Source organism: Orenia sp. (assembly GCF_055140805.1).
In genome coordinates, this window is sequence record NZ_JBSQYM010000037.1 from 12,714 (window position 1) to 32,522 (window position 19,809).

Here is a 19,809-nt window from a genome sequence, read left to right on the forward strand (position 1 = left end):
ATTTTTCATTAAAATAATATTCTTACATAAGGAATATAGTAGTCAAGTATTGAGGAGGAATAAATCAAATGAAATTATCAGAACGTGTCAAGGGAATTGCAAACTCTCCTACATTAGCAATCACTGCTAAGGCAAAGTCTTTAAAGGAAGAAGGAAGAGAGATTATCAGTTTAGGAGCAGGGGAACCTGACTTTGAAACTCCTGCACATGTGAAAGAGGCTGCTATTAAAGCTATTGAAGAAGGTTTTACTACATATACTGCTACTGTAGGTATTCAAGAGTTAAGGGAGGCAATCTGTAGTAGTTGTAAAGCAGAGAGGGGACTTGAGTATACTAGTGAGCAAGTAATTGTCTCTAGTGGAGCAAAAAGTTCATTATTTAATGCTATACAAGCATTGGTAGATGAGGGGGATGAGGTTATATTACCTGCACCTTTTTGGGTTAGTTATCCTGAGCAGATTAAATTTGCTGGAGGAAAGACTGTAGTAGTAGAGACTTCTGAGGATAATAGATTTAAGATGACTGCTCAAGGATTTAAGTCTGCTATTACTGATAAGACTAAATTATTAATTATCAATAGTCCATCTAATCCTACAGGGGCTGTTTATACTAAAGAAGAGTTAGCAGAGATTGCTCAAATAGCTGTGGAAAATGATATTTTTATAATCTCTGATGAGATCTATCGTAAGGTTAGTTATAATAAAGAGGTAGTCAGTATTGCTTCTTTAGGTGAAGAGGTCAAGAAGAGAACTATTATTATTGATGGTGTTTCTAAGGCTTATGCAATGACTGGCTGGAGAATAGGTTATGCTATTGGACCTAAAAATGTGATTAAAGCTATGGGTAGGTTACAAAGCCATAGTACTTCTAATGCCAACTCAATTGCTCAAAAGGCTAGTTTAGCTGCTATTGCTGGAACTCAAGAGCCTACTAATAAGATGGTAGAGGCCTTTAAAGTAAGAAGAGATATTATTACTGCTGGAATAAATAATATTAAAGGTTTAAAAGTTGCTAAGCCAGAGGGTTCATTCTATATCTTTGTAAATGTTAAAGAGTTATTAGGTGAAGAGATTAGAGATGATTATCAATTAGTAGAACTATTACTAGAAGAGGTTGGAGTAGCTACAGTACCAGGTTCAGCCTTTGGGATGGCAGGGTATATTAGATTATCTTATGCCACTAGTGAAGCTGAAATTAATGAGGCAATTAAGAGAATTGCTAAGTTTGTAGGATAATATATTTGTAGGGAGCATGGGAAATCATGCTCCCTATTTCTGTTCAATTATCTTAAAGGATATAGTTGTATCAGGCTGAATTACAATCCATAGAAAATCTAGTTTATAACTCTTCTTTTCTACTATAATTATTCTACCATCAAGAGTTTGAGCTAATAATTTACCATCTACCTTTGATATATCTCTACCGATTAAGCTCTTTAATATTTCAAAGATATCTTTTTTTAGTTCCTGTTTAACATGTTTATCCATCTTGTTTTCTATCTCTATAGTTAAATCTTGAATTACCTTCTTCCGTTCTTCTGCTAAGCTCTCTTCTAGTTTATCTAGGGTAGTCTGTTGGCTTTCTATCTTTGATAATAGTTCTTCTCTTTGGAAGATCAGTTGGTCTAATTGAGGAGCTACTACTAAATTTAGTAGTGTTACACCTATTATCATTCCTAAAGTAAAGACTGCAAATAGACGGAGAATATCATCTTTAGTCAAGGTTAAGAAATTAAAGCTCAATTTAATTTCCTCCAGTTAAAACTGAGATGATCCAAATACCTAATTGTGCTCCTAGAAAGGCGACAGTTAGAATGATAAATTGCTTAAATATCACAATCACCTTTCCTTCAAAGACTCCACCTTCAATCATTCGTAAATAAGAGAAGCTTCCACCCATTGCTGTAACTACAGCCCAAAGCTTGATTTCCTGGGATAATTGTGCCATTACTTTGAGAGGTGATTGTTTTGCCAAGGTAGCTCCTATACTCCCTAATATAGAACCACCCAATACAACTCCCAAAGATACAAAAAAGACTAAGATTAACCTTTCCATTTTATCACCCACAGTAATTTAGTTGATGTTTAAAAGTTTATATGTCTTAAAATTACCGATATTAACATTGTAATCATTTAAATTTAAATGTATGGTTATATAGAGGAAGTGCGACACTTTGGTGTCAGGAATCGGGAATTTGGAATCGGTTTGTTTTACTGATAACTGGTTTCTGACTCCTGATTCCTAAAGCTGTCGCTATATACCCATTAAATTACATTTTAGACTTGGAGATCTATATGTTTAGACCGTACAATATATTTATTTTAGGTATAAATTAATTATACCTTATCTCTTAATAAGGAGGATAAAAAGAGGTCAATCGGGAAATAATAAAGTATTAGATTTTAATAAATTTGCATGGTTTTATTAAAATATTGGGTTGGTTTATTATTTAGACTAAGATTATATAGATTTATATTTTAATGTTGGAAGTAGGGGACAATGGGGATATTACGACACTTTCTAAAAGCAACCCCCACCTAATCCTCCCCCTGATAAGGGGAGGACTTAAAGACATATTTTTATTCTCCCCCTTATCAGGGGGGAGTTAGAGGGAGGCTGAAACTGTCGCACTATCCTTCTATATAGTCAATTGTTAATTAATAAATAGAAATTATATTTAAGATTCAGGGAGGTGTAATCTATGGAAGAATTTGTTCATCTACATTTGCATACGGAGTATAGTTTATTAGATGGTGCTGTTAGAATCAAGGATTTAATGAGGAAGGCAAAACAGTACAATATGCCTGCTGTTGCTATGACCGATCATGGAGTAATGTATGGGGCAGTAGATTTTTATCGGCAGGCAAAAAAAGAGGGGATTAAGCCGATTATTGGTTGTGAGGTTTATGTTGCTGATAACCATCTTAAGAAGGATGTCAATAATAGAAAGCTAGCTCATCTAGTCTTATTAGCTGAAAATAATCAAGGTTATCAAAACCTACTGAAGTTAGTTTCTTTATCCTTTACACAGGGTTTTTATTACAAGCCTAGAGTTGATAAGAACCTCTTGCGTGACTATAGTGAAGGGATTATCTGTTTAAGTAGCTGTCTGGCAGGAGAACTAGCTACTTTAGTAAGGAATAATCAGCAGGAAAGAGCTAAAGAAGTAGCATTGCAATACCAACGAATCTTTGGAGAGGGAAACTTCTTTTTAGAGCTACAAGATCATGGTCTTGCTGATCAACATCTAGCTAATAAGGGTTTGGTGAAGTTAAGCCAAGAGTTAGAGATTCCTTTGGTAGCCACCAATGATGTCCATTATCTCAATCAGGATGATAATAAGGCACACGATCTGCTCTTATGTATTCAGACTGGTAAGGATGTTGATGATAAGAATAGGATGAAGTTTCCCAATGACCAGTTTTACTTTAAATCTAGCCAAGAGATGAAAGAGATCTTTAAAGATAATCCCACAGCTATTTCAAATACAGTTGAAATTGCTCAGAGGTGTAATGTAGAGTTAGATTTTAATCAGATTTTATTACCAGATTATCAGGTGCCAGATGATGAGTCTTTAGAGTCCTATCTGCGGAAGTTAGCTTATGAAGGATTAAAGGACAAGTATCAAGAGCTTACCCCAGAGATTGAAGAGAGATTAGAGTATGAATTAGGTATAATTAATCAGATGGGGTATCCCGCATATTTTTTAATTGTTAGAGATTTTATTAAGTATGCCAAGGATAATGAGATTATTGTAGGTCCAGGGAGAGGGAGTGCTGCCTCAAGTATAGTTTCTTATCTACTTGATATTACAGAGATTGATCCATTAGAGTATAATCTATTATTTGAAAGATTTTTAAATCCCGCTCGTGTCTCGATGCCAGATAAATTGATTGCATAACTTTCTTAAAGGAGATTTGTCAATGGTAACATCAAATGAAATTAGAGAAAAAGATTATAAAAAGATAATTGATATGTATTTAGAAGGCAAAAGTGGTCTTTTTATTGCTAAAGAATATAATGTTACCCCTGGTAAAATTTATTATTTATTGAATAAACTTAATGTCAAACGTAGGAGCAATAAAATAAATAGTAGAAAATATCATTATGATAAGAGGTATTTTAAAGAAATAAATAATCAAGAAAAAGCTTATTGGTTGGGTTTTATTTATGCAGATGGTTATATAAGAAAGAATAAAGAAGGACATAAAAATGGTGATAATAAATCTTTTGGTTTAGCATTATCCGTAAAAGATAAGAATCATCTTAAAAAGTTCAAAAATAGCATTAATGCGACTTATCCAATTAATGAATATGAACAACAAGAAAATGAATTTGGTGGTGGAAAATATTGTCGTATTCAAATTTTTGGAGAGGAAATTTTTGATTCTTTAAAAAAACATGGTGTGTTAGAACATAAAACCTTTAAATTATCTCCACCTAAAGTAAAAGAAAAATTTGTATCGCATTTCATTAGAGGATATTTCGATGGTGATGGTTCTATCTATGATTATGATAATTATTGTAATACAGATACTAGAGAATATAGAGTAAAAATTGTCGGAACCATTCCTATACTTAATTATATAAAAGAATTCATAGAACTTAATGAGATTGCTAATATCAATCGTTATTATAAGAGAAGAAAAACTGATATAGTTATGACTTTAGAATTAGGTGGAAATAAACAAGTTAAAAATTTTCTTGATTTAATTTATCATAATGCTAATTTATATCTTGATAGAAAATATAAAAAATATAAAGAGTTATGCAGTCAGTGTTGTCGAATTAATTAGAAATAGTTAATGATAAGTCCCTTGAATTGCTGGGAACCCCTTAGAGCTTTGTGAACCACCACGTAAAGATGAAATATGCTTAAGCGTTAAGGTTTAAAAATCACAGAGATTGGACAATCAGCAGGTAAGCTCCGAATAGGAGAAACTTCAACGACCATCTCATAGGAGAGTAGGAATATTTAATAATATTTCGAAGTGGGGGATACCCTAACAAGTTATAGCTGAGGGTAAAGATATGGTCTATTCCCTTTTAAATACCAAGAAATTGGGGGTATAAAAGATTGATATTGATTTCTGTTATGAGCGGCGTGATGAGGTAATAGATTATGTAGTCAAAAAATATGGACAAGATCGAGTAGCTCAGATTATCACTTTTGGAACGATGGCAGCCAAAGGAGCAATAAGAGATGTGACTAGAGCCTTGGGAATATCTTATGATAAAGGGGATAAGGTAGCCAAAGCTATTCCTAACTCTTTAGGAATCACACTTGATAAAGCATTAAATGAATCAGAAGAGCTGAAGAATTTATATCATAAGGACTATCAAGTTAAAAAGATTATAGATTATTCTAGAAAAATTGAGGGATTAACCCGCCATGCTTCTACCCATGCAGCAGGGGTAATTATTACTAAAGATGATATTACTAATTATACTCCTCTTTATCAGAGTAAGGGCGAGGTGACTACCCAATATCCCATGGGAGATTTAGAATCTTTGGGTTTATTGAAGATGGACTTTTTAGGCTTAAGAACATTAACGGTAATTAATAAGACTTTAGATTTGATTAAGAAGACACAGGACATAGAGCTGAGGTTATCTGAGATTCCTTTTGATGATAAGAGAGTATTTGAGATGTTAAGTACTGGTGATAGCTTAGGAGTATTTCAGCTAGAAAGTGATGGGATGAGAAGACTAATCTCTAAGCTGAAACCTGAAGAGATTGAAGATATCATCGCTTTACTGGCATTATATCGACCAGGACCTTTGGGAAGTGGGATGGTAGATGATTATATTGCTAGGCGCCATGGCAAGCAGGAGATTGAATATCCCCATGATGATTTAAAGGAGATATTAGAGCCAACCTATGGTGTTATTTTATATCAAGAGCAGGTAATGCAGATTGCCCAAAAGATTGCAGGATATTCTCTAGGAGAAGCAGATTTATTGAGAAGAGTTATGGGCAAAAAAAAGCATGAAGAGATGAAAAAGCATTATGAGATATTTATCAATGGTAATGAGACAGTAGATGGAGCTATCAATCGAGGATATAGTCAACAGCTAGCTGAAGATCTATTTGAGCTGATTGAATATTTTAGTGGTTATGGTTTTAATAAGGCTCATAGTACAGCCTATGCGTATATCTCATATCAGACAGCTTATTTTAAGGCCCATTATCCAGTAGAGTTTATGGCTGCATTAATGAGTAGTGTAATTGGTAATAGTGATAAAGTATCTGAGTATATAGCAGAGCTAAATAAGATGGAGATTGAGATACTACCTCCAAATGTGAATTATAGTGGAGTAGAGTTTAGTGTAGAGAAAGGCAAGATTCGCTTTGGATTAGCAGGGATTAAAAATGTAGGTTCAAAGGCGATTGAGGCAATTATTGAAGCAAGAGCAGAGGAAAAATTCAAAGACTTAAAGGATTTTTGCGAACGAGTTGATCTATCTAAGGTTAACCATCGAGTTATAGAGAGCTTAATTAAAGCAGGTGCCTTTGATTCTTTAGATTTATATCGCTCTCAGTCATTAGAGATATTAGAAAAGGTCTTTACCCAAGCTCAGCAGGTACAGAAACAAAAAAGTAATGGGCAGACCAGCTTTTTTGATATTTTTAATGAGGATGAATTTATGGATGATGGAATAAAGGTGCCTGAAATAGAGGAGTTTGATTCAAGAAGGCTATTAGCCCTAGAAAAGGAGATGTTAGGATTTTATCTAACGGGACATCCTATTAAAGATTACCTACCAAAGATTAAAGCTAAGAGAACATTAGATAGTAGAAGATCTGGAAAATTTAAAGAAAAGGTTATCTTAGGAGGATTAATCACTGCTAATCGCGAAATATTAACTAAGAATCATAAGAAGATGTCTTTTGTAACCTTGGAAGATGAGTTTGGAGAGGTTGAAGTAATTGTTTTTCCAAATATATATGAAAAGTATCAAGAGTTTCTCTTAGAAGATGAGGTTATTTTAGTTGAAGGTAAGTTGAATGATGAAGGTAAGGTCATTGCTAGCAGATTAGGTGATTTATCCGGTGATTTTGAGCAGAAGCAAAATATTTCTGATGAAGAGGTTCTCCATGTCCAATTAGAAGTGCTAGGTGAAGAGATATTAGATAAATTAAAGGAGATATTTTCAAGATATAAAGGTGATAGTACAGTTTATTTGCATCTACTTATTAATGATAAGAGGATAATTGTTAAATTGTCTTCTAATTATAAGGTTAGAATGAATCATAATTTAGAGAAGGATTTAGGGCAGTTAGAAGTAAAGTATTCTATCACTAGTAATTGAATGAATATGATCGTCAACCTAACAATATATGGGCTAAATCCAAAAAAGTGTAACTAGTTTAAATCTAACATCATATAATATATGTATAAATTAAAGAGGGGGAGATTAGATGAAGGAGATAATTATTGAAAAATTAGAAGAAAGAGGAGTTCAAATACAAGAGATTGCAGAGATTGTTTATGCCCTACAAAAGCCTTATAGTGATAACTTGAACATAGAAGAATGCTTAGAGTCTGTGCATAGTGTTTTAGAAAAAAGAGAGGTACAATATACCTTATTGACAGGAATAGCTTTAGATAAATTAACAGAAGAGGGGAAAGTAGAGGAGCCTCTTGCTAGTATTATTAAAAGGGATGAGCCCTTATATGGAGTTGATGAGAGCTTAGCTTTAGCTATTGCTAATATCTATGGAACCATCGGTTTTACTAGCTTTGGATATTTAGATAAGAACAAGTTTGGAGTGATGGAAAGATTAGATACAAGTAAAGATAATGTTAATACTTTCTTGGATGATTTAGTAGCAGGAATCGCTTCAGCAGCATCAGCTAGAATTGCCCATCAAAAGAGAAATGAGCAGGAAGAGGAAGAAAGAGAAGTATCTTAATAATTAACAGTATACAATGTACAATTGACAATTATATAGATTGAATTAAATAATTTCATTAATTAAAAATCAATAATTCAACTTATTTAGCAACGAATATAGCGAATTTAAAACAAAGAAAATTCTAAATAATTCGTTGCAAAAAAGACCTTTCGATTCTTTAAAGAAAAACATTAGTTCAAATTATATAGAAGAATAATCATTTAGTTGTTTAACCTAAATTTAATTGTATATTGTCAATTGTACATTGTTAATTAGTAAAGGGAGTGGGAAGATGGATTATTATCAGATTATTGCTACAGTCAGAGGGACAGTAAGTTATAGGCTAAGGCATATATTTAATTATCATAAATTAGATTATTCGATTAAGGTAGTTAAGCAGAGTGATGGTCGTAAATTGGAGTTTGCTACGATTGTGCCTAAAGGGCAGAAGGAAGAGGTCTTAAAGCTGATTAGAGAGAGTAGCCTTGATCCAGTGATTGCAATCACTCCAGTATTAGAGTATAATAATCCAATTAAAGATAAGCTGGTCAGAGATATTACTCTAGCTCCCACTGCTAGTGTTAGTTCATTGTCAGAACTTTATGATGGTGTAGAAGTAGGTTCTATGAGTAGGATTGTAGGAAATGCTATCTTGCAAGAAGATGTTAGGGTTGGAGAAGGAACCTTTATAGGTAGTGGTGTAGTTGTTAGAGGCCATACAGTTATTGGAGATAATTGTCATATTGGTACAGGGGCTATCATAGGTAATAATGTTAGTATTGGTGACAATGTTACCATTGAAGAGAATGTGACAATTAGGGCCAATGTATCTATTGGAGATAGTGTTTCAATTGGTACTGCTGCTAATATTGAGAGTAATGTTCAGATTAAAGATGGTGTGAGAATAGGGCCTATGTCTCGTATCTTTAATGTAGGTCGTAAAAAAGCAGAAATAGAATCTGATGCAGATAGGCAAGTTATTTATACTGTTATAGATTCAGGAACCTTTATTGGTAGTGGTGCTATTGTAGGAGGAAAGATCGGTTCTAAAGTTATGATTGGCTCTAATGCTGTTGTTCATACGGCTACAGTCTGTGATGGTGCAACTGTTGGTTCTGGAGCTACTGTTCCTTATGGTAGAGTTGTAGGTAATGGAGTTACTGTAATTGGTTCACCTGCTAAACCTATAAATGAATATAAAGCTGAAAAAAGTTTATTGAAGTTTCTACTTAAGAAGTATAAAGGTGAGTTTGGAAGTTATTAGGGCAGTGTGAGTATCTGTGTGGGTATGAGTTGTTTTTTTTGATTTTGCTCATATTCATAACTCACACTGTTTTAATATTATTATATTACTAAAGATATAATGCAAATTTTGGAATTGCTTAGCTAGATTACATATAAAATAAAATATAGAGTAATTATAAAATTGAGGTGGTCTTATGAATGATTTTTTAGAATTATTAATCAAAGGGATTCCAATTGGTATTTCTAATACTTTGCCAGGTATTAGTGGTGGAACTATTGCTTTAGTTTCAGGGATATATGAGAGACTAATTAATGGGATTAAAAGAATAAATTTAAGAGTGTTGGTTCCAGTTGGGGCAGGTGCTCTATTAGGAGTTTTACTTGGTTCAAAAGTGATTACTGGTTTATTAGAGAGTAGTTATCGAGGATTTTTAATTGCTTTTTTACTTGGGTTAATCTTTGCCTCAAGTAAGGTAACTGCAAGACAGATAGAGAGTTTTAATGTCAAAACAGTTGGATTGGTTCTGTTAGGATTATTTATAGCCTATTTTTATTCAGTAGATATTGATACTAAAATTTCTGTTGAGGGAATATCTTTATTTAAATTCTTTTTTGGAGGAGCTATTGGTAGTGTAGCTATGATACTGCCAGGAGTTAGTGGTGGAACAATTCTTATTATGTTGGGATTATATCAAGGGGTTTTACAGGCAATTACTACTCTTGATTTGCCTATAATAATCTCTTTTGGCTTTGGAGTAGTAGTAGGGTTGTTGAGTTTTTCTTGGGTATTATCTTACTTATTGGAACATTATAATTCGTTATTGATGGCATTTTTAACAGGGTTGATTTTGGGATCGATGAGAAGTGTTATTCCAGATCCGATTGGTCTTTTAGAGGTTATAGGATTTGTTTTGGGAGTTATACTTATTTTATGGCTAGATAGAGGAGAAGACTACTAATAATTTAAATTTATCAGTTGGTAAATTATTAATATACTATTGACACATCTACTAAATTTGTATATCATAATATTAACTAAGTGTTTTCATTAAGGAGGCAATAATGAATATACCAAAAAGTGAAGAATATATAGTAATTAAAGCCTTAGAGGATGGAGTTACTATTATAGGTTTAACTCGTGGGCAACAGACCAAATTTCATCATACAGAGAAATTGGATGCTGGTGAAGTAATGGTTGCTCAATTTACAGAACATACATCTGCAATTAAGATTAGAGGAAAAGCTGAGATGATGACAAAACATGGTAGTGTAGAATCAGAATAAAAAAGTTGATAATCTACAAGTAAAAGATTAGTAAAGATTAGATAATAGATGAGATGAGAGAAACTGAATTTAAAACTGAATATGATTAGCTGAGAAGAGTAGAGTTGAGATGAGTAGAGTGTGAGATTAGCCAAGGGGTAAGTATATCTGTATCTAATTACAGGTATTATTATACATATTCCAAGGTCATCAGACTTTAGTCTGGTGGCCTTTTTTATTTATGATTTTTTGAACTTAAGGTTCACTAGTTTTAGAATTCATTTAATCTATCAATAGAAAGAAGGTTTTAACTATGGAGTGTAATAGTTTAAAAGAGGTAAGAGAAAATATTGATAGAATTGATTGCCAGATTATTAAGTTAATTGGTGAACGGGGGGCTTATGTTGCACAAGCTTCAAAATTTAAACAGAATACTAATGAAGTAAGGGCACCTAAAAGATTGGAAGCTGTTATTGATAGGGTTAGAACTCTTGCCGACCAATATGGAGCTAATCCAGATATGATTGAAAAGCTATATCGCGAAATGATTGCACAGTTTATTACTATGGAAATGGATGAATTTAAGAATAATAAATGAGAAAGTTCATCAGAAGTATTTAAAATCGGATTTCATTTGTGCTTCAAAAAAGTTCATATTAAGTAAAAAGGAGGAAATTAGATGTATCAACCGAGACGAGAAGAGTTTGTAGAGATGAGCAAAGAAGGAAATATAATCCCAGTCTATAAAGAGATAGTTGCCGATATGGAGACTCCAGTATCTGTTTTTAAGAAATTGAAGGGTGAGGGTTACTCTTATCTACTAGAAAGTGTAGAACAGGGACAGAAGATAGGGCGCTATTCCTTTATTGGGATTGATTATCATGCAATAGTCGGCTCTAAGGATGGTCAATTAGTAGTGAAGGATAGCTCTGGCAAGATATTAAAGAGTAGAGATACAGAGAATCCATTACAGGATTTAAAGGATATTTTATCTGGGTATCAATCGGTAGAGGTTGAAGGCTTGCCACTATTTTATGGTGGTGCTGTTGGGTATTTAGGTTATGATGTTGTTAAATATTTTGAGAATATACCCCAAAATAATAAAGATGACTTAGCTCTACCAGAGATGAACTTTATCTTAAGTGATACTTTAGTAATCTTTGATCATTTACATCACAGTATCAAAGTAGTTACTAATGTTAAAGTAAGTGATGAGCTTGAAAATGACTATGAACTAGCTAAAGAGAAGATCGATGAGATAATTAGCAAGTTAGCTAGTCCTCTTAAAGAAGAGAGAAAATCAGAAGTTAAATCAAAGGAGTTAGACTTTAAGTCTAATATTAGTAAAGAAGATTTTATGGAGAATGTAGATAAGGCTAAAGATTATATTAGAGAAGGGGATATCTTTCAAGTAGTTCTCTCTCAACGTTTGGAAGTTCCTATAACTGCAGGGTCTTTTGATATTTATCGTCAGCTAAGAAGGGTCAATCCTTCCCCTTATATGTATTATCTAGATTTTGTAGATTTTGAGATTGTTGGTTCTTCACCAGAGCTTCTAGTAAGGGTAGAGGATGGAGTTATTGAGAATAGACCGATTGCTGGAACTAGAAAGAGAGGAAAGGATAGTCAAGAAGATAAAGAGCTAGCTTGCGATTTATTAGGTGATGAGAAGGAGTTAGCAGAACACATTATGCTAGTAGATTTAGGGCGTAATGATATTGGAAAGGTCAGTGAGTATGGTAGTGTAGAGGTTAGTAGGCTGATGGAGATTGAATATTATTCCCATGTAATGCATATCGTCTCTGATGTTCAAGGTAAGTTAAAAAATAATGAGGATATCTATTCTGGTTTACAGTCTTGTTTTCCCGCAGGAACCTTATCCGGTGCTCCTAAGATTAGAGCAATGGAGATTATTGATGAGCTAGAGAGTACTCGCAGAGGTCCTTATGGAGGAAGTATTGGCTACTTTGGTTATTCTGGAAATTTAGATAGTTGTATTACGATTAGAACTATGGTTATTAAAGATAAGAAGGCATATGTTCAGGCAGGGGCTGGTATTGTCGCAGATTCGGATCCAGAGTTTGAATATCAAGAAACCCTAAATAAAGCACAGGCATTATTGGAAGCGGTAAGGTTAGCTGAAGGAGGTGCCTATTAATGATTTTAGTAATCGATAATTATGATTCCTTTACTTATAATTTGGTACAGTTGATTGGAGAGATGGAACATGAGATTGAGGTTATAAGAAATGACAAGATTACTGTAGATAGGATTAGAGAGTTAGCACCTAAGAGGATAATTATCTCGCCAGGACCAGGTAGACCAGAGGATGCAGGGATATCTTTGGATTTAGTCAAAGAGTTAGCAGGGGAGATACCAATTTTAGGAATCTGCTTAGGTCACCAGACTATGGGAGCAGCCTTTGGAGCTAAGATAATCAAAGCACCAGAACTAATCCATGGGAAGGTATCTAAAATAATTAATAAAGATAAAGGTATTTTAGCAGGAATAGGTGATTTTGAAGCAACTCGTTATCATTCTTTAATTATTGACCGAGATACCTTAAGTAATAATTTTGAAATTACTGCTGAGACTGAAGATGGAATAATCATGGCAATTGAGGATCAAGAGAAGGACTTATATGGGCTACAGTTCCATCCTGAATCGATAATGAGCAAGACAGGTAAGGAGATTGTCAGTAACTTTCTTAAAATTGAGATTTAGTAATATTAATTAATGAAAATCAAAAGAATTAGCAACAAATTAATACGAATCACAAGAATAAAAAATTTTATTAATCTTATTTTAGGTTTAGATTCGGGTTGATTAGCAAGATTCGTTGCTGAAATATTTTTTTATCTTTTGAATTTGACTGTAAACTATTAACTTTGCATTAACTAAATAGGAGGATGAGCAGAGATGAGAAGAGTGATTAATCAGGTGATAAATGGAGAGGATTTATCAATTGAAGAGACTAGAGAAACTATGGAAGCTATTATGAGTGGAAAAGCTACTGAAGCTCAGATAGCTAGTTTTATTACAGCCTTGAGAATGAAAGGTGAGACTATTGAGGAGATAACAGGGGCAGCTTTGGTGATGAGAGAGAAGGCTGCTAAAATAAAGAGCAACCAAAAAATATTAGTAGATGTCTGTGGTACTGGTGGAGATAAGCTGAACACTTTTAATATCTCAACTACTACTGCCTTTGTGGTGGCAGCAGCAGGAGTAGCTGTGGCTAAGCATGGTAATCGTTCAGTCTCTAGTAAGAGTGGGAGTGCTGATTTGTTAGAGAAATTAGGGGTCAACCTTAATCTCTCACCAGTTCAAGTAGGAAGTTGCATTGATGAGATTGGGATAGGATTTATGTATGCACCTGTCTTCCATCAAGCAATGAAGTATGCTATTGGGCCAAGAAAAGAGATAGGAGCTAGGACTATCTTCAATCTCTTAGGACCTTTGACCAATCCTGCTCAGGCAGAAATACAGTTATTGGGAGTTTATAGCCCTGAATTAACAGAACCAATTGCTTATGTGCTGAAGAATTTGGGTGTCAAGTCAGCTTTTGTAGTCCATGGTATGGTTGGTTTAGATGAGTTATCAACAGTCGGAGAGACTAAAGTTAGTCAACTTAAAGATGGTGAAATAAGAACTTATAATATTCATCCAACTAAATTAGGTTTAAAAGAAGCTACTATAGAAGATTTAGCAGGAGGAAAGCCTCAAGAGAATGCTAAGATTACTTTAGATATTCTTAAGGGTAAGGTTGGTAAGAAGAGGGATATTGTGATATTAAATGCAGCAGCAGCTTTAGTAGCAGCAGATAAAGCTGAGAGTCTAATTGAAGGAATAGAGTTGGCTGCTAAAATAATAGATGAAGGTTTGGCTTTGAAGAAGTTAGAAGAGCTAGTTGACGTAACTAACCGATTGGCTAAGGAGGTAAGCTAAATTGATTTTAGATAAGATAGTCAGACATAAGAAATTAGAAGTAGAGCAGCAGAAACAAGAAGTTAGTTTAGCAGAGTTAAAGCAGAAGATTGAGAGTTTGGAAGATACGAGAGACTTTAAAGGAGCTTTAGAGGCTGATGGAATGAGCTTGATTGCTGAAATCAAGAAGGCTTCACCGTCTAAGGGAATAATTCGGGAAGACTTTAATCCTATTGCTATTGCTAAAGAGTATCAACTGGCAGGAGCTAAAGTATTATCAGTCTTAACTGATGAGGAGTTCTTTAAGGGGAAGCTAGATTATTTGACAGAGGTAAAAGCAGAGGTTGATTTACCATTGCTAAGAAAAGACTTTATTATCGACCCTTATCAGATTTATCAAGCTAGAGTCTGTGGTGCTGATGCAGTTTTATTAATTGTAGCTATTTTAAGTCAAGAACAATTGAAGGAGTATTTAGCTTTAGCAAAATCCTTAGGTTTAGATGTTCTAGTAGAGGTTCACAATAGACGAGAATTGACCCTTGCTTTACAGGAAGATTGTGATATAATTGGAATTAATAATCGAGATTTAAGGGTATTTGAGGTTGACTTAGCGACAACCTTAGGATTAAAAAGATTAATTCCTCAAGATAAGGTAGTTATTAGTGAAAGTGGAATTAAGAACAGAAATGATGTTAAGTTACTGACTAAGCATGGGATTGATGGTATTTTGGTAGGAGAAGCACTAATGAGAAGCAGTAATATCTCTACTAAGGTAAAGGAGTTAGTAGGATAGAATAACAGGTGATAGTGTATAGTGTATAGTTAAAATATTTAAAAAGACTAAAAGCATTTTAAGATATTGGATTATAAGAGGATAGGTGATTTTGAAATTTAACTGTAAATTGTACATTGCTAACTCTCAACTATTTAAGTTAGGTGGTAAATATGGTCAAAATTAAGATCTGTGGGATTACTAATTTAGAAGATGCTAAATTAGTCGTTAAATATGGGGCTGATTATTTAGGATTTATCTTTGCTAAGAGTCCTAGACAGGTTGGTCCTGATAAGATAAAGGAGATCATTGAGCAACTACCAGAGGATGTTAAGAAGGTAGGGGTCTTTGCTAACCAGTCGTTAGAAGAGGTACAGAGGATAATTAGTAGTTGCCCTTTAGATTACCTACAACTTCATGGTGATGAAAGTCCAGAATATTGTCAGGAGTTTGATTTGCCAGTTATTAAGGCTTTTAGAGTCAAAGATGAGAGTTATTTAGAGCGATTAAGGGAGTATCAGGTTGATAAATATCTACTTGATACCTACCATCCTAATAAGCTAGGAGGTATAGGTAAGACTTTTAATTGGGAGCTTGCTAAAGAGGCTAAGAGATATGGTGATATTATCATAGCAGGTGGCTTAAATCCTGATAATGTTAAGGAAGCAATAAGTTCAGTCAATCCTTATGGAGTAGATGTTAGTAGTGGAGTTGAAGCACAAGCTGGAATTAAGGATAAGAAGAGATTAGAAGAGTTTATTAGCAGAGTAAAAAAGTAAGAGTGTGGAGTGTGAGTGTGATTTGAAAATGAAGCTTTAGATAGATAATGTGATAATTTAGTTGTCAGTAATCTGGAATCAGTAACCAGTATGCTTAACAGATTCCAGATTCTTGATAACTGATTCCTAGAATTGTCGCAAATATCTTCATTAAATTTCATTATTATATGAATCCACTCACACAGACACTTATAATAAAAAATAATCTAGAGGAGATGAGAAGAGATGAGTGCAAATTTAAAAAGTGAGAGAAGAGGTCAATTTGGTGAATTTGGTGGTAAGTATGTACCAGAATTGATGATTGCAGCTTTAGATGAGCTAGATGAAGCTTATGCTAAATATAAGGATGATGCTGAATTTCAACAGGAATTGGACTATTATTTAAAGCAGTATGTAGGAAGAGCCAATCCATTATATTATGCTGAACGTTTGACTGAGAAATTAGGGGGAGCAAAGGTCTATTTAAAGCGTGAAGACCTGAATCATACTGGGGCACATAAGATTAATAATGCTTTGGGTCAAGTTCTTCTGGCTAAACGGATGGGCAAGAAGAGAATCATAGCTGAAACAGGAGCAGGGCAGCATGGTGTAGCAACAGCTACTGTAGCAGCTATGTTTGGGATGGAATGTGAAATCTTTATGGGAGCAGAGGATATACAGCGCCAAGCCTTGAATGTATTTAGAATGAGGTTATTGGGAGCTAAAGTAACTCCAGTTACAGAAGGAACAGGTACTTTAAGTGATGCTGCAGATGTTGTTTTTAGAAACTGGGTAGAGAGAATAGATGATACCTTCTGTCTGTTTGGGACAGCAGCAGGGCCCCATCCATATCCAACAATAGTTCGTGACTTCCAATCAGTAATTGGGTATGAAGCTAAAGATCAGATTCTTGAGCAAGAAGGAAGATTACCCAATTATTTAATAGCCTGTGTTGGTGGAGGAAGTAATGCTATTGGCTTATTCTATCCTTTTATTGAAGATAAGGGTGTCAAGATGATTGGAGTAGAAGCAGCAGGCCATGGTGTAGATACTGGCAATCATGCTGCTACCTTAACTAAAGGGACTAAAGGTATTATTCATGGTGGTAAAACTTATGTATTACAGGATGAATATGGTCAGATTTTACCGGCGTATTCTATTTCAGCAGGTTTAGACTATCCAGGTATAGGTCCTGAACATAGTTATCTAAGAGATATTAATCGGGCTAAATATGTCTCAGCTACTGATGCAGAAGCCTTAGAAGCCTTTCAATTATTATCTAAATTAGAGGGGATTATTCCAGCTTTAGAGAGTTCTCATGCTGTAGCTTATACTTTAAAATTGGCAAAAGAGCTTGAGCAAGACCAAATTATAGTTGTCAACCTTTCTGGTCGTGGTGACAAAGATGTGTACACTGTAGCAGATAGTTTAGGTATTGAGCTATAATAATCAAAATAAGGAGATGAGAAGAGATGAGTGCAGAGTTAAAAGATAATGTTAAAGGATTATTTGGCGAATTTGGTGGTAAGTATGTTCCAGAATTGATTATTCCAGCTTTAGAAGAGTTAGAAGAGGCTTATGATAAATACAAGAATGACCCTGAATTTCAAGAGGAATTTGACTATTATTTGAAACAGTATGTTGGGCGAGCTAACCCATTATACTATGCTGAGCGTCTAACTAAGAAGTTAGGTGGAGCTAAAATTTATTTAAAGCGCGAAGACCTTAACCATATGGGAGCACATAAAATCAACAATGCTCTAGGTCAAGCTCTATTAGCTAAAAGAATGGGCAAGAAGAGAGTGATAGCTGAGACTGGAGCGGGTCAACATGGTGTAGCTACAGCTACGGTAGCTGCAATGTTTGGGATGGAATGTGAAATCTTTATGGGTGCAGAGGATGTACAGCGCCAAGCCTTAAATGTATTTAGAATGAAATTATTAGGTGCTAAAGTAACTCCAGTAACAGAAGGTACTCAAACTTTAAGTGATGCAGTAGATGTTGCTTTAAGAAATTGGGTAGAGAGAATAGACGATACTTTCTATCTATTAGGTTCAGCAGTAGGACCACATCCATATCCAACAATAGTTCGTGATTTCCAATCAATGATTGGAGAAGAAGCTAGAGAGCAGATTCTTGAACAAGAGGGAAGATTACCTGATTATCTAGTAGCTTGTGTCGGTGGAGGAAGCAATGCTATAGGGTTATTCTATCCATTTGTTGAAGATGAGGATGTTAAGATGATTGGTGTAGAGGCAGCTGGTTTAGGTGTAGATACTGATAAGCATGCAGCAACGATGGCTAAAGGAAGCAAAGGGATTATTCATGGATTTAAGACTTATGTATTACAAGATGATCATGGTCAGATTATGCCTGTTCACTCTATCTCTGCAGGGTTGGATTATCCAGGTGTAGGTCCTGAGCATAGTTATTTAAAGGACATTGGTCGAGCTAAATATGTTTCTGTGACTGATGATGAAGCGGTAAATGCTTTCCAAGTCTTATCTGAAAGTGAAGGTATTATTCCAGCTTTAGAGAGTTCTCATGCTATTGCCCATGTTCTTAAATTGGCTCCTCAATTGGACCAAGATCAGATTATTGTTATGAATCTATCTGGAAGAGGAGACAAGGATGTTTATACCTTGGCAGATAGATTAGGAGTAGAGCTATAAAGATTAAATAATAATGAAAAATAATAATTAGGAGTAGATATAAATGAGATTAAGGTATTACGAAGAGTCCCTTAGGACTTGTAGGGATAGATTGGGAGTTGAGTTGTAGTGAGTAGAATTGCTACTACTTTTGATAGGTTACAGGATAGAGGTCAAAAGGCCTTTATTCCTTTCTTGATGGCAGGTGATCCTACTTTAGAATTAACAAAAGAGTTGGTCTTAGAAGCCCAGAAAAATGGAGCAGATATAATAGAGTTAGGGATTCCTTTTTCCAACCCTCTAGCAGATGGGCCTACTATTCAAAGGGCAGGAAAGAGAAGTTTAGTTCATAGAACTAATCTTGGAGATATCTTCGAATTGGTTAGAGAAATTAGAAGTGAGAGTCAAATTCCAATAGTCTTGATGGGATATTTTAATTCTATTTTCAATTATGGCTTAGATAGACTGATCAAAAGATGTGAAGAGGTTGGTGTGGATGGTTTGATTATTCCTGACTTGCCAATGGGTGAAGATGAGGAGTTAAGAAACTTAAGTAATGGAGTAGATATTATTTCATTAGTAGCTTTAAATAGCTCTCCAAAAAGAATTAAAGAGTTAGCCGAGAATTCACAAGGTTTTATCTATGCAGTGGCTACTTTAGGGACTACAGGAGAGAGAGGAGAGGTCTCTAAAGAGGTCAAAAAAAAGGTAGAGGAGATTAAATCCCTAACTTCAACTCCAGTAGCAGTTGGCTTTGGAATTTCTAAGGCTGAACATGTTAAAGAAGTTAGCAATTTTGCTGATGGAGCTATCGTTGGTAGTGCTATTATTAAGAGATTAGAGGAGAATTTAGAATTGCTTCCAGAGAGCGAAGCTGACTTTATTAATAATGTAGGAGAGATCATTTCTGATTTAACTTCTCCTTTAAAGTGAATAAAATTTTAATTATTTAAGGGGTAATCCAATTTGGATTACCTTTTTGAGTGAATTTTTATAATTAATATTGATTAATTATACAATTGGCTTTATATGTTTATAGCTTATGTTTTAGGATAAATATGTTTAATTTTATGGCTAAATATAATCCTTTTAATAATTAAGGATAATTTATAAATCTTCTCTTATAATTGAAATAATAGTAAAGCAGACGAGGAATTATAGATAGAATTTTATCTATAAAAAACTTTACATTTAAGAGTGAAAATAGTTTTAATTATAAATAAAATCTGAAAATTTAATATACTAAAGTTGCAATTTATTCATTTTGTGTTATAATACTGTCTCTTATACACATCT

The 19,809-nt window shown here is 34.2% G+C and carries 19 protein-coding genes; 17 read left to right on the forward strand and 2 right to left on the reverse strand.

Annotation, left to right across the window (positions count from 1 at the left end; all coding sequences use genetic code 11):
• Nucleotides 1-68: 68 nt before the first annotated feature.
• Entirely contained in the window at nucleotides 69-1,235 is a 1,167-nt protein-coding gene (locus ACTCDL_RS05525) for a pyridoxal phosphate-dependent aminotransferase (protein ID WP_463174723.1), read from the forward strand.
• A gap of 33 nt (nucleotides 1,236-1,268) precedes the next feature.
• Here ACTCDL_RS05525 and ACTCDL_RS05530 read toward each other — a convergent pair whose 3' ends face one another.
• A complete protein-coding gene (locus ACTCDL_RS05530) occupies nucleotides 1,269-1,742 on the reverse strand; it encodes a hypothetical protein (RefSeq protein WP_463174725.1) in 474 nt (157 codons plus the stop codon).
• A gap of 1 nt (nucleotide 1,743) precedes the next feature.
• Nucleotides 1,744-2,055, reverse strand: a complete 312-nt coding sequence (locus ACTCDL_RS05535; RefSeq protein WP_463174728.1) for a YtrH family sporulation protein — start codon at nucleotides 2,053-2,055, stop codon at nucleotides 1,744-1,746.
• Nucleotides 2,056-2,701: 646 nt separating this feature from the next.
• Between ACTCDL_RS05535 and dnaE (ACTCDL_RS05540) the strand changes: the two genes are divergently transcribed.
• The 16 genes from dnaE (ACTCDL_RS05540) (at nucleotide 2,702) to trpA (ending at nucleotide 19,446) form a co-directional block, all read left to right on the forward strand.
• The gene (dnaE, locus tag ACTCDL_RS05540) at nucleotides 2,702-3,901 is read left to right on the forward strand and encodes a DNA polymerase III subunit alpha (protein ID WP_463174734.1); all 1,200 of its coding nucleotides are present in this window, start codon (nucleotides 2,702-2,704) and stop codon (nucleotides 3,899-3,901) included.
• Nucleotides 3,902-3,923: 22 nt separating this feature from the next.
• Nucleotides 3,924-4,796, forward strand: coding sequence for a hypothetical protein (locus tag ACTCDL_RS05545; RefSeq protein WP_463174739.1), 873 nt, complete (start codon nucleotides 3,924-3,926; stop codon nucleotides 4,794-4,796).
• Between the two features lie 286 nt (nucleotides 4,797-5,082).
• Nucleotides 5,083-7,314 carry a DNA polymerase III subunit alpha gene (gene dnaE / locus ACTCDL_RS05550; protein ID WP_463174804.1) on the forward strand — a complete coding sequence of 744 codons (2,232 nt, stop codon included), beginning with the start codon at nucleotides 5,083-5,085 and terminating at the stop codon, nucleotides 7,312-7,314.
• A gap of 109 nt (nucleotides 7,315-7,423) precedes the next feature.
• Nucleotides 7,424-7,918 carry a phosphatidylglycerophosphatase A family protein gene (locus ACTCDL_RS05555; RefSeq protein ID WP_463174744.1) on the forward strand — a complete coding sequence of 165 codons (495 nt, stop codon included), beginning with the start codon at nucleotides 7,424-7,426 and terminating at the stop codon, nucleotides 7,916-7,918.
• A 274-nt stretch (nucleotides 7,919-8,192) separates the two neighbouring features.
• Nucleotides 8,193-9,164 (forward strand): DapH/DapD/GlmU-related protein, encoded by a 972-nt coding sequence (locus ACTCDL_RS05560; protein ID WP_463174748.1) that lies wholly within the window; start codon nucleotides 8,193-8,195, stop codon nucleotides 9,162-9,164.
• A gap of 175 nt (nucleotides 9,165-9,339) precedes the next feature.
• On the forward strand, nucleotides 9,340-10,104 hold the full coding sequence (locus ACTCDL_RS05565; RefSeq protein WP_463174751.1) for a DUF368 domain-containing protein: 765 nt from the start codon (nucleotides 9,340-9,342) through the stop codon (nucleotides 10,102-10,104).
• Between the two features lie 103 nt (nucleotides 10,105-10,207).
• On the forward strand, nucleotides 10,208-10,429 hold the full coding sequence (mtrB, locus tag ACTCDL_RS05570) for a trp RNA-binding attenuation protein MtrB (RefSeq protein ID WP_463174755.1): 222 nt from the start codon (nucleotides 10,208-10,210) through the stop codon (nucleotides 10,427-10,429).
• 292 nt (nucleotides 10,430-10,721) lie between these two features.
• On the forward strand, nucleotides 10,722-11,006 hold the full coding sequence (locus tag ACTCDL_RS05575) for a chorismate mutase (RefSeq protein WP_463174759.1): 285 nt from the start codon (nucleotides 10,722-10,724) through the stop codon (nucleotides 11,004-11,006).
• 81 nt (nucleotides 11,007-11,087) lie between these two features.
• A complete protein-coding gene (gene trpE, locus ACTCDL_RS05580) occupies nucleotides 11,088-12,566 on the forward strand; it encodes an anthranilate synthase component I (protein WP_463174766.1) in 1,479 nt (492 codons plus the stop codon).
• Complete coding sequence (locus tag ACTCDL_RS05585; protein ID WP_463174772.1) at nucleotides 12,566-13,132, forward strand: anthranilate synthase component II; 567 nt, start codon at nucleotides 12,566-12,568, stop codon at nucleotides 13,130-13,132. The genes trpE and ACTCDL_RS05585 overlap by 1 nt, the downstream gene beginning before the upstream one ends.
• Nucleotides 13,133-13,327: 195 nt before the next feature.
• Nucleotides 13,328-14,353: an anthranilate phosphoribosyltransferase gene (trpD, locus tag ACTCDL_RS05590; protein ID WP_463174775.1), complete on the forward strand. Its 1,026-nt coding sequence runs from the start codon at nucleotides 13,328-13,330 to the stop codon at nucleotides 14,351-14,353.
• A gap of 1 nt (nucleotide 14,354) precedes the next feature.
• Nucleotides 14,355-15,125, forward strand: coding sequence for an indole-3-glycerol phosphate synthase TrpC (gene trpC, locus ACTCDL_RS05595; protein ID WP_463174779.1), 771 nt, complete (start codon nucleotides 14,355-14,357; stop codon nucleotides 15,123-15,125).
• Between the two features lie 152 nt (nucleotides 15,126-15,277).
• Nucleotides 15,278-15,883, forward strand: a complete 606-nt coding sequence (locus ACTCDL_RS05600) for a phosphoribosylanthranilate isomerase (RefSeq protein WP_463174784.1) — start codon at nucleotides 15,278-15,280, stop codon at nucleotides 15,881-15,883.
• Between the two features lie 225 nt (nucleotides 15,884-16,108).
• Nucleotides 16,109-17,308, forward strand: a complete 1,200-nt coding sequence (trpB, locus tag ACTCDL_RS05605; protein ID WP_463174789.1) for a tryptophan synthase subunit beta — start codon at nucleotides 16,109-16,111, stop codon at nucleotides 17,306-17,308.
• Nucleotides 17,309-17,334: 26 nt separating this feature from the next.
• Nucleotides 17,335-18,534 carry a tryptophan synthase subunit beta gene (gene trpB, locus ACTCDL_RS05610; RefSeq protein WP_463174793.1) on the forward strand — a complete coding sequence of 400 codons (1,200 nt, stop codon included), beginning with the start codon at nucleotides 17,335-17,337 and terminating at the stop codon, nucleotides 18,532-18,534.
• Between the two features lie 108 nt (nucleotides 18,535-18,642).
• Complete coding sequence (trpA, locus tag ACTCDL_RS05615; RefSeq protein WP_463174798.1) at nucleotides 18,643-19,446, forward strand: tryptophan synthase subunit alpha; 804 nt, start codon at nucleotides 18,643-18,645, stop codon at nucleotides 19,444-19,446.
• The last annotated feature ends 363 nt before the right edge of the window (nucleotides 19,447-19,809 follow it).